The organism is Streptomyces sp. YS-3, assembly GCF_045257485.1.
Classification (GTDB): domain Bacteria; phylum Actinomycetota; class Actinomycetes; order Streptomycetales; family Streptomycetaceae; genus Streptomyces.
Genome location: NZ_JBJHPC010000284.1, coordinates 1 through 9,128 on the forward strand (window position 1 = coordinate 1; position 9,128 = coordinate 9,128).

Sequence of the window (9,128 nt, forward strand, 5' to 3'; positions counted from 1 at the left end):
CTGTGCGCCCGTCAGTCCGAACGCCGAGACATCGCCCGACGGCGTCACGGACCCGCCCGCCCCGAGCACCACCACGGCCGCCGTCATCGGCCCCAGGGCCCCGGCCGCGTCGGCGCCGAGCAGATGCAGCCCGAGCGCCGCGACCCCCGCCATGGCGACCAGCGCCCAGCTGACCGACGCGACGGAGGACAGCAGGACATCGCCCCAGGGGACGGCCCCGGGCGCCCCGGGCGCCCCTCGCGACTCCATCGCAACCGGCGCCCCGGGTTCCCCGGAGGCCCCTTTCCCGCCCCTGTCGCCCATGGTCACCAGGCCCCCCGGGAGTCGTCCAACCTGTCTGGGTTGTCCCATTCGCGCATGATCCGTGCGCAGTCATGGGTGCTTACTACTTTCCGGGCGCGTTTCACCTGAGTCAACGGCGCGCGCGTACACGCCTGTTGCCGGACTGGGACAGGTCTGTGCACGTTATTCACAAGGGGCGGGTTTCGGATACGAGCCCGGGCCTGAAATAGTTCCCCACGATGTTCGCCATCCCTAGACTCCCTGTATCGGGGGATTGCTCGGGGGACAACAAGTGGGGCATGGAGTGCCGGAACTCGTACTGGAATTGAATGGCAGGACCTGGACGCTCGACGCGTCCCGGTCGTACACCCTCGGACGTGATCCGCAGGGAGACATGGTGATCGACGACGCCAGGGTCTCCTGGCGGCACGCCACGATCAGCTGGGGCGGCCGGAGTTGGGTCATCGAGGACCACGGCAGCACCAACGGCACCTATGTGCAGGGTCAGCGGATCCACCAGATGGAAATAGGCCCGGGCTCCTCGGTGCACCTGGGCAACGCGACGGACGGCCCGCGGCTGAATCTCACCGTCGCGCCGGCCGCCGCCGCGGCCCCGGCCGGGGCCGCCGCGTACAGCGCGCCGGCCGCCGCCCAGCAGGCCCCGCAGCAGGCTCCGCCGCAGCAGCCCCAGCACGGCGGCGCCGGCTGGGCCCCGCAGCAGCCCCAGCAGCCGGTCCCGCAGCAGCAGGTTCCGCAGCAGGCGCCCCAGCAGGCCTGGCAGCAGCCGGTCCCGCAGCAGGCGCACGCCCAGGCCCCGCACGCCCCGGCCCCGCACGCCCAGCACCCGCACGCCCAGGTCCCGCCGCAGGGCCSCGGTCCGGCGGCGGGCGCGTCGGCGGCCTACGGCGACCGCAGCCCCACCACGTTCCACCAGTTCTCCCTCGGCCGGGTGATGCACATCGGCCGTGCGCTGGAGAACGAGCTGGTCGTCTCCGACCTCCAGGTCTCGCGCCACCACGCCGAGTTCCACTCGACGCCCGACGGGCGCATGGAGATCCGCGACCTCGGCTCGCACAACGGCACGTACGTCAACGGACAGCCGATCGCCAAGGGCGGCTCCGCGCTGCTCGGGCCGAACGACATCGTGGGCGTCGGCCACTCCACCTTCCGGATCGTCGGCGACCGTCTCGAGGAGTTCGTCGACACCGGTGACGTCTCCTTCTCGGCCCGCCACCTCACGGTGACGGTCGACGGAGGCAAGGACATCCTGAAGGACGTCTCCTTCGGCGTCCCCGAGAAGTCGCTCATCGCCGTCATCGGCCCCTCCGGCTCCGGCAAGTCCACCCTGCTCAAGGCGCTCACCGGCTACCGGCCCGCCAACCAGGGCGATGTCCTCTACGACAACCGGAACCTGTACAAGCAGTTCGCCGAGCTGCGCCAGCGCATCGGTCTGGTCCCGCAGGACGACATCCTGCACAAGGAGCTGACCGTCAAGAAGGCGCTGAAGTACGCGGCCAAGCTGCGCTTCCCCGCCGACACCACCGAGTCCGAGCGCGAGCAGCGCATCGACGAGGTGCTGCGCGAGCTCAAGCTGGACATCCACAAGGAGAAGAAGGTCACCTCCCTCTCCGGTGGCCAGCGCAAGCGCGTCTCCGTCGCCCTGGAGCTGCTGACCAAGCCGTCGCTGATCTTCCTGGACGAGCCGACCTCCGGCCTCGACCCGGGTATGGACCGCGATGTCATGCAGCTGCTGCGCGGGCTCGCCGACGACGGCCGCACGGTCCTCGTCGTCACCCACTCGGTGGCCGAGCTGGCGATCTGCGACAAGCTCCTGGTGATGGCGCCGGGTGGCTCGGTGGCGTACTTCGGTCCGCCCGAGGAGGCCCTGAACTTCTTCGGCTACGGCACCTGGGCCGATGTCTTCTCCGCCTTCGAGAACTACCGCGACTACGACTGGGCGGGCCGCTGGAAGGGCTCGCAGCACTACCAGATGTACGCCGCCGACATCGACGCCGTGGCCGCCCAGTCGGTCCAGATGCCGGCGCCGAACCAGATGCGCCCGCCCAAGCCGCAGAGCTGGGGCGCCCAGCTGTGGACGCTGATCCGGCGGTACACGTCGGTCATCGCCTCCGACAAGGGCTTCATCGGCCTGATGCTCATCCTGCCCGCCGTCCTCGGCGCGGTCAGCGTGGTCATCCCGGCGAAGTTCGGTCTGGCCCCGCCCACCGGCTCCAGCAAGTTCAACGGCGACGCCGGCACGATCATGCTGATCCTCGCGGTCGGCATGTGCTTCTCGGGCGCGGCCAACTCCGTACGAGAGCTGATCAAGGAACGGGTCATCTACGAACGGGAACGGGCCACCGGCCTCTCCCGCTCGGCCTATCTGATGTCCAAGGTGATCGTCCTCGGTGTGATCACCGCGATTCAGGGCGTCATCATCTGCGGCATCGGCTTCTCCACTCGGGACCTCCCCAAGGAGGGCCTGATCATGCCGCCGGCCGTCGAGATCTGCCTGGTGGTCATCGCCCTCGGCTTCACCTCGATGATGTTCGGCCTGGTCATCTCCTCGCTGGTGAAGACCGCCGAGAAGACCATGCCGCTGCTGGTCATGTTCGCGATCGTGCAGGTCGTCTTCACCGGCATCCTCTTCAAGGTCTACGGCTCCATCGGCCTGGAGCAGTTCGCCTGGCTGATGCCCTCGCGCTGGGCCATCGCGGGCGCCGGCTCCACGCTCGACCTCGCGCACCTGATGCCGCCGTGGGACCAGAACAAGCCCAACGACCTGGACCCGCTGTGGGAGCACTCGGCGAGCCAGTGGGGCATCAACATCACCGTGCTGATCGCCCTGGGCGTCATCTGCGGTCTCGCGGTCGCGCGCCTGCTGCGCCGCCACGAGCCGGAGGTCATGCGGAAGTAGCGGACCCGGAACGCGCCGAAGGGCGGCACCCCCACGGGGTGCCGCCCTTTCGCGTGCCGTCGGCGCCGCTCGGCGCGCGCCCGTCAGTAGGCGCCGTTGACGTTGTCCATCGAGCCGTACTTGTCGGCCGCGTAGTTGGCGGCGGCCGTGATGTTGGCGACCGGGTCGTAGATGTTCCACGACGTGCCGGCCACGTGGTACGCGTTGAAGGTCGGCTGGATGACCTGGAGCAGACCCTTCGACGGGACGCCGTTGATCGCGTTGATGTCCCAGCCGTTGATGGCGTTCGGGTTGCCGGTCGACTCGCGCATGATGTTGCGGTACAGACCGTTGTACGAACCCGGTATGCCCTTGGCCTTCATGATGTCCAGGGACTGACGGATCCAGCCGTCCAGGTTGTTGGTGTACACCGGCTTGCGGGCGGCGGCGCGGCTCGCGGCGGCCTCGGCCGCGCGCTTCTTCGCGGCGGCTTCCGCCTTGGCCTTCGCGTCGGCCTCTGCCTTCGCCTTGGCCTGGACCGCGGCCTGCTTGACGGCGGTGACGTGCTGCTTGGCGATGCTCGCCTCGACGGCCTTCGCGTTGGTACCGGCGGCGGTCACGGAGAAGGCGACGGGCTCGGCAGCCACAGCGGTACCCGACTCGCCGCTGCCCGGCAGGACCGAGAGGGCGAGCGCGGCGGCGCCGAGGGCGGCGACACCGGCAATCGAGATCTTGTGCGTCTTGTTCAGACGACTGTGACCAGGGTTGCGGGACTCGGGCATGGTTGTGGGACCTCTTCCGAACGACGGGGACGGCACACGAAAGCGCCGCGGCGGTGAGCCGCAGCGCTGTGCGACGGGAGCCATTCTTAGCGGCCGCAAAATCCTGTGGCAAAGGTGTGACGTACGAAGCGGCATAGTGGATCAGGGGCGGGGAAAAAGCGCATCCCGCCCCTGCTCGCCCCGCTCACAGGGCCCTTATTTATCCACTAAGCGGCTTCGTAAGTGATGTGCGTCCTATGCGCGGGCTCACATCGGCCCGGTAACGCTTTCACCGTGCGTTGCAAGAGCAATTCAGTGTGTAATGGCGCTCGTCCGGAAGGATGAGGTGGACGTCGCCGAACTCGTGCCAGAGGTAGAGCCCGCTCAGCGCCTCGGCGTACGCGGCGCCGATCGCCGCCCGTCCCGCCACCGCCTCCAGCATCAGCAGATGCGAGGCCTGCGGCTCGTGCAGCCCGGTCAGCAGCCCGTCCACCACACGTACCCCGCGCGCGGGCGTCACCACCAGATCCGTCCACCCCGACGCGGCCCGGACGATCCCGTCCACCCCCGCGGCCGACTCCAGCGCCCGTACGGCCGTCGTCCCCACCGCCACGATGCGACCGCCTCCCGCGCGCGCGGCGTTCACCAGCCGGGCCGTGGACACCGGCACCTCGAACCGCTCCGGGTACGGCGGCTCGTGCGCCTCCGCCGAGGCCACCCCCGTATGCAGGGTGACGGGCGCGAACTGCACCCCCCGCCGCACCAGCTCCGCGACCAGGTCCACGGTGAAGGGCCGCGCCGCGCTCGGCATCTCCGCCGAGCCCACCCCGTCCGGCGAGGGCACCGCGAAGACCGTCTGATAGGCGGAGAGCGGCTGGTCGCCCGCGGTGTACGCGTACCGGATCGGCCGCCCGTACCGCGCCAGCAGCCCCGGTACGTCCCCCCTCTCCGTACGGGCCCACCACAGCCGGTCCCCGGCGCCGCTCAGCGGCTCCTCCAGGGTCAGACGCCGCCCGTCCGGCAGCGCCACCGTCGTCCCCGCGCGCGTAGCGGTCCGCCGCCGGGTGCTGCCCGAGGGCTCCGGGGTGCGCGGCTCGACCGCCCAGCGCCCGTCCGGACCCAGCGTCGAGAAGTGCACCACCACCCGCTCACCGCCCACCGTGCCGTCCACGGCCGACGCCATGGTCGCCGAGGTGTTCACGACCAGGACGTCCCCGGCGCGCAACTGTCCGGGCAGCTCCCGGAACGCGTGATGGGAGACCTCGGTCCCGCGCGACACCAGCAGCCGTACGTCGTCCCGGCCCGAGCCGCGCACCTCGGCGGGCACCGAGGCCATCAGCTCGGGCGGCACCCGGACCGCGAGGTCCGCCGTCATCGCGCCCACCGGGCCGGGCCGCGCGTTCCCCGGGCGGCCCCGCTCACCGGGCCACCTCCACCAGCGCGGGAGCCGCGTACCGCCCGCTCGCCGGGCGGCGCTCGATCAGGCGCAGGAAGCCGGGCACCACCGTCTCCGGCTCCGGCCGCGCCTCCTCGTCGCCCGGCACGGCCGCCCGGTACAGATCGGTGCGCATGTCGCCCGGGTCCACCGCCCACACCCGCAGCCCCGGCTCCTCCACCGCGAGCACGGCCGCCAGCTGGTCGAGCGCCGCCTTCGACGCCGCGTACCCGCCCCAGGTCGGGTACGCCTCGGCCGCCGCGTCCGAACTGACCACCAGCACCGCCCCCGCCGACGAGCGCCGCAGCGCGCCGAGCGACTCCTGGACCAGCCCGAGCGCCGCCACCACATTGGTCTCCAGAGCCGCCCGGAAGCCCTCCAGACTCTGCTGTTCCAGCGGCACCAGCGGCTCGGCGCCCAGCGCGCTCGCGTTGTGCACCAGGAGGTCCAGCCCGCCCAGCTCACCGGCCGCCGCCACCAGCGCCCGGCGGTGCCCGGCGTCCCGTACGTCCCCGGCGAGCGCCACCACCCTCGCCCCGGGGCCCGCCAGCTCCCCGGCCGTCTCCTTCAGTACGGACGCGGTCCGCGCGTCCAGGACGAGGTCCCAGCCGCGTGCGGCCAGCGCCCGCGCGAGCGCCCGTCCGAGGCCCTTCGAAGCCCCCGTGATGATCGCTACCGGCATGATCTTCCATCCCCTCGCAGTCAGCTGCCCTGCTGTCCCCTGCTGTTCTCCGTCGCTGTTCTCCGTCGGCGGTACGCGTCGGCCGTACGGGCCCGGGTCCGCCGACAGCCCCAGCGTCACTCCCCGTACGCCCCCGGCGCCTCAGCCGCACGCACCAGCCGCCCAAGGCACTTCGACCTAGTCCCCAGGACCCGGCCGACCGCCGTCCACAGGCGGATACGGACCGTCACACCCCGCGGGTACGGTGATCCCATGAGCCACCGACCGAGCTCCGGCCTCGCCGCCGTGAGCACCGCACTCCTCGCGATGAGCAGGCATCTGGAGGTGCGCGACGTCCTCAAGACGATCGTCGCCTCGGCCCGCGACCTGCTCGACGCGGAGTACGCGGCTCTCGGTGTCCCCGACGACCACGGAGGCTTCGCCCAGTTCGTCGTCGACGGCGTCAGCGACGAGCAGTGGAAGGCGATCGGCCCCCTGCCGCGCCAGCACGGCATCCTCGCGGCGATGCTCAACGACAAGAAGCCGGAGCGGATCGCCGACGTCCGCAGGGACCCCCGCTTCGGCGGCTGGCCCGCCGCCCACCCCGACATGTCCGACTTCCTGGGCGTCCCGATCCGCGACGGCGACGAGACGCTGGGCACGCTCTTCCTCGCCAACAAGCGCTGCCCCAAGCCGGAGGGCGGCTGCGGCTTCACCGAGGACGACGCCGAACTGCTCGGCATCCTCGCCCAGCACGCGGCGATCGCCCTGACCAACGCCCGGCTCTACGAACGCAGCCGCGAGCTCACCATCACCGAGGAGCGCACCCGCCTCGCCCACGAGCTGCACGACGCGGTCAGTCAGAAGCTCTTCTCGCTCCGGCTGACCGCCCAGGCCGCGACCGCCCTGGTCGACCGCGACCCCGCGCGCGCCAAGGACGAGCTCCAGCAGGTCGCCGTGCTCGCCGCCGAGGCCGCAGACGAACTGCGCGCGGCCGTCGTCGAGCTGCGCCCGGCCGCCCTGGAGGAAGACGGCCTGGTCAACACCCTGCGTACCCAGATCCAGGTCCTCGACCGCGCCCACAGCGCCCAGGTCACCTTCGAGAACTGCGGAGTACGGGCACTGCCGCCCGCCCAGGAGGAGGCGCTGCTGCGCGTCGCCCAGGAGGCCCTGCACAACGCCCTGCGCCACTCCGGCGCCGAGCACGTCTCGGTCGTCCTCGTACGGCGCGGCCAGGGCGCCGCCCTGCGGGTCGTCGACGACGGCCGCGGATTCGAGCCCCGGGCGGTCCGCCGCGCCGGGCGGCACCTGGGTCTGGTGTCGATGCGGCACCGGGCCGGCGGCGTCGGAGGCCGGCTCTTCGTGAAATCGGCGCCCGGAGAGGGCGCCACGATCGAGATGGAGGTGCCAGGTGGCTGACAGCATCAAAGTCCTCCTGGTCGACGACCACCAGGTGGTCCGCCGCGGGCTGCGGACGTTCCTGGAGATCCAGGACGACATAGAGGTCGTCGGCGAGGCCGCCGACGGCGCCGAGGGGGTCGCCCGCGCCGAGGAGCTCAAGCCGGACGTCGTCCTGATGGACGTGAAGATGCCCGGTATGGACGGCATCGAGGCGCTGCGCAAGCTGCGCTCGCTGGCCAACCCGGCGAAGGTGCTGATCGTCACCAGCTTCACCGAGCAGCGCACGGTGGTGCCCGCGCTGCGGGCGGGGGCGGCGGGCTATGTGTACAAGGACGTCGACCCGGAGGCGCTGGCCGGCGCGATCCGCTCGGTGCACGCCGGGCATGTGCTGCTCCAGCCGGAGGTCGCGGGCGCGCTGCTCTCCCAGGACGACGTGGGCGGCGGCCAGGGCCGGAGCACCTCCCTCACCGAGCGCGAGCGGGAAGTCCTCGGCCTCATCGCCGACGGCCGCTCCAACCGGGAGATCGCCCGGGCACTGGTCCTCTCCGAGAAGACGGTCAAGACACACGTCTCCAACATCCTCATGAAGCTGGATCTGGCGGACCGCACCCAGGCGGCCCTGTGGGCGGTCCGCCACGGCCTGACGGACTGATCCGACAGGCTGATGGACGTCCATGGGTAAATACGGATCGTCACGGTCCGGTGCGAGATTCATACCGTCGGGTGGATGTCACCCACACGGCGCATCCCCAGGGCCCGGCGGGCGTTCTCCATGGCGTGCTGCGGCGGACCGCCGCAGCGAGACCAGGAGGAACCTGAAGTGAAGAACCTGAAGAAGGCCGCCGCCGTCGCCATGATCGCCGGAGGAATCGTCGCGGCGGGCGCGGGCGCCGCGTCCGCGCACGGCGGGGCGATGGCGGACGGCAAGGCCGAGAACTCCCCGGGCGTGCTCTCCGGCAACCTGGTCCAGGTCCCGGTGCACGTCCCGGTCAACGCCACGGGCAACTCGGTCAACGTGATCGGCCTCCTGAACCCGGCGTTCGGCAACGAGTCCTCGAACGTGTGAACCCCAGGGGGCGCGGGCCCGCCGCCACACGACGACGCCGTCCCCGCGCCCCTCTTGGCCGGGGGTTCGTCTGCGGGTCGGTGGTGGGTTGCTCGCGCAGTTCCCCGCGCCCCTTTTGGGCCGGGCGTTTGTCTGCGGGTCGGTGGTGGGTTGCTCGCGCAGTTCCCCGCGCCCCTTYTGGGCCSGGYSTTYGTCYGCGGGTCSGTGKTGGGCTGGTCGCGCAGTTCCCCGCGCCCCTTGTGGGGCAGGGTCCTGTGTGCGGGCAGTCGGGCCCTGCGGCCTGTAGGCCCGGGGCTTGTCTGCGGACCGTGCTGGCTTGCCCGCGCAGTTCCCCGCGCCCCTAAGTACCTAGGGGCGCGGGGAACTGCGCGACCAGCCACAGACGGCCCGCAGCCGAAAAAGGACCTGGGCGGAGCCCAAGACGGGCCGCAGATCCCGTCGCCCCGGGGCGCAGACCCAAGGCGGTCCGCAGACCTCGGCGGCGCCGGAGCGGAGCCCTATGCGGGCCCGCAGACCCCATCGACCCCCGGGGCGCAGCCCCAAAGCGGGCCGCAGACCCCGGGGACCGGGCCCGCAGCCCCCCACCGCAGGCCGCAGCCCACACCACCGGGGCCCGGGCGCAGCCC

General features: G+C 71.7%; 8 protein-coding genes. 4 read left to right on the forward strand and 4 right to left on the reverse strand.

Translation table 11 applies throughout. The features are described from left to right. A partial coding sequence (locus tag ACJA3G_RS21985; protein ID WP_406554735.1) for a streptophobe family protein occupies positions 1–249 on the reverse strand: 249 nt, incomplete at its 3' end. A gap of 325 nt (positions 250–574) precedes the next feature. Here ACJA3G_RS21985 and ACJA3G_RS21990 point away from each other — a divergent pair. Then, a complete protein-coding gene (locus tag ACJA3G_RS21990) occupies positions 575–3,199 on the forward strand; it encodes an FHA domain-containing protein (RefSeq protein WP_406554736.1) in 2,625 nt (874 codons plus the stop codon). A gap of 83 nt (positions 3,200–3,282) precedes the next feature. Here the strand turns inward: ACJA3G_RS21990 and ACJA3G_RS21995 are convergent, their stop codons facing one another. From ACJA3G_RS21995 to ACJA3G_RS22005, 3 genes are all read right to left on the reverse strand, one after another. Beyond that, on the reverse strand, positions 3,283–3,960 hold the full coding sequence (locus ACJA3G_RS21995; RefSeq protein ID WP_406554737.1) for a transglycosylase SLT domain-containing protein: 678 nt from the start codon (positions 3,958–3,960) through the stop codon (positions 3,283–3,285). A 268-nt stretch (positions 3,961–4,228) separates the two neighbouring features. Further along, entirely contained in the window at positions 4,229–5,314 is a 1,086-nt protein-coding gene (locus ACJA3G_RS22000; protein WP_406554738.1) for an S-adenosylmethionine:tRNA ribosyltransferase-isomerase, read from the reverse strand. Positions 5,315–5,357: 43 nt separating this feature from the next. Then, positions 5,358–6,056 (reverse strand): SDR family NAD(P)-dependent oxidoreductase, encoded by a 699-nt coding sequence (locus tag ACJA3G_RS22005; protein ID WP_406554739.1) that lies wholly within the window; start codon positions 6,054–6,056, stop codon positions 5,358–5,360. Positions 6,057–6,308: 252 nt separating this feature from the next. On the opposite strand from ACJA3G_RS22005, the gene ACJA3G_RS22010 reads away from it, so the two are divergent. From ACJA3G_RS22010 to ACJA3G_RS22020, 3 genes are all read left to right on the forward strand, one after another. Beyond that, entirely contained in the window at positions 6,309–7,454 is a 1,146-nt protein-coding gene (locus ACJA3G_RS22010) for a GAF domain-containing sensor histidine kinase (RefSeq protein ID WP_406554740.1), read from the forward strand. Then, complete coding sequence (locus ACJA3G_RS22015) at positions 7,447–8,088, forward strand: response regulator (protein WP_406554741.1); 642 nt, start codon at positions 7,447–7,449, stop codon at positions 8,086–8,088. The genes ACJA3G_RS22010 and ACJA3G_RS22015 overlap by 8 nt, the downstream gene beginning before the upstream one ends. A 168-nt stretch (positions 8,089–8,256) precedes the next feature. Further along, positions 8,257–8,502, forward strand: coding sequence for a chaplin (locus ACJA3G_RS22020; protein ID WP_406554742.1), 246 nt, complete (start codon positions 8,257–8,259; stop codon positions 8,500–8,502). Positions 8,503–9,128: the final 626 nt, after the last annotated feature.

What these genes read in the sequence shown, in the direction of transcription:
- ACJA3G_RS22005 (WP_406554739.1), bottom strand. Translation starts at nt 6,056, where the DNA reads ATGCCGGTAGCGATCATCACGGGGGCTTCGAAGGGCCTCGGACGGGCG.
- ACJA3G_RS21995 (WP_406554737.1), bottom strand. Translation starts at nt 3,960, where the DNA reads ATGCCCGAGTCCCGCAACCCTGGTCACAGTCGTCTGAACAAGACGCAC.
- ACJA3G_RS22000 (WP_406554738.1), bottom strand. Translation starts at nt 5,314, where the DNA reads ATGACGGCGGACCTCGCGGTCCGGGTGCCGCCCGAGCTGATGGCCTCG.
- ACJA3G_RS22010 (WP_406554740.1), top strand. Translation starts at nt 6,309, where the DNA reads ATGAGCCACCGACCGAGCTCCGGCCTCGCCGCCGTGAGCACCGCACTC.